1 pseudogene is annotated in these 562 nt (G+C 51.1%); it reads right to left on the bottom strand.

Features of this window, described 5'->3' with window-relative positions:
• Positions 1-562: pseudogene (locus EXT48_RS23775) on the bottom strand (hypothetical protein); the annotation flags it as partial.

The raw sequence follows: 562 nt of genomic DNA, 5'->3' as shown, positions 1-562 counted from the left end.
CCCCGACAGCGAACGTACCGTGGCGGTAAACACCATCGGTTTTGGGCTATGCTCTGGGGGCGCGATACGTATTGGCTCACCCCGTGGTACACACACCGACTCGCTATGATATGCAACTTGCTTAGGGTCATTGGCACTGCCTTGCTTATACACCTGTTTACTGCGAATACAGGTATAATCGCCGCCTTTCGCTGTGCCCAATTTACCATTTAACGAAAACGAATAACCGGCATTGGCTTCGGCTACGTTTCCTACCAGCGTGACTTCATTTTTACCTTGTTGATAGGCAAGCTCGAGATTGCCGGTGCGCTCAAATTGCTCAGCAGGATTTTGTGCAGCAGGCTCAAAATAGCTACGCTGGGCCGAGCTGACCGAAGTTGGCGGATGGGCATTCATATGTACTTGTGAGCCACCCATTCTAAAACGATGGCGGCTTTGGCACTGCGTAAACCCAACAAAGCCAGTTTCATGCTCGTGAACTAGACCATCTTTATCTGTCACCGACAGCAAGCCTCGCTCAATATAGGGGCTTGCAAGGTTTCCCTCGGCAATCACTATCGAC

The sequence above is a fragment of the Pseudoalteromonas sp. CO348 genome (assembly GCF_004208845.1).
Lineage (GTDB): Bacteria > Pseudomonadota > Gammaproteobacteria > Enterobacterales > Alteromonadaceae > Pseudoalteromonas > Pseudoalteromonas maricaloris.
Note: the sequence above shows the minus strand (reverse complement) of the source record. Positions and strands in the feature narration are given on the sequence as shown.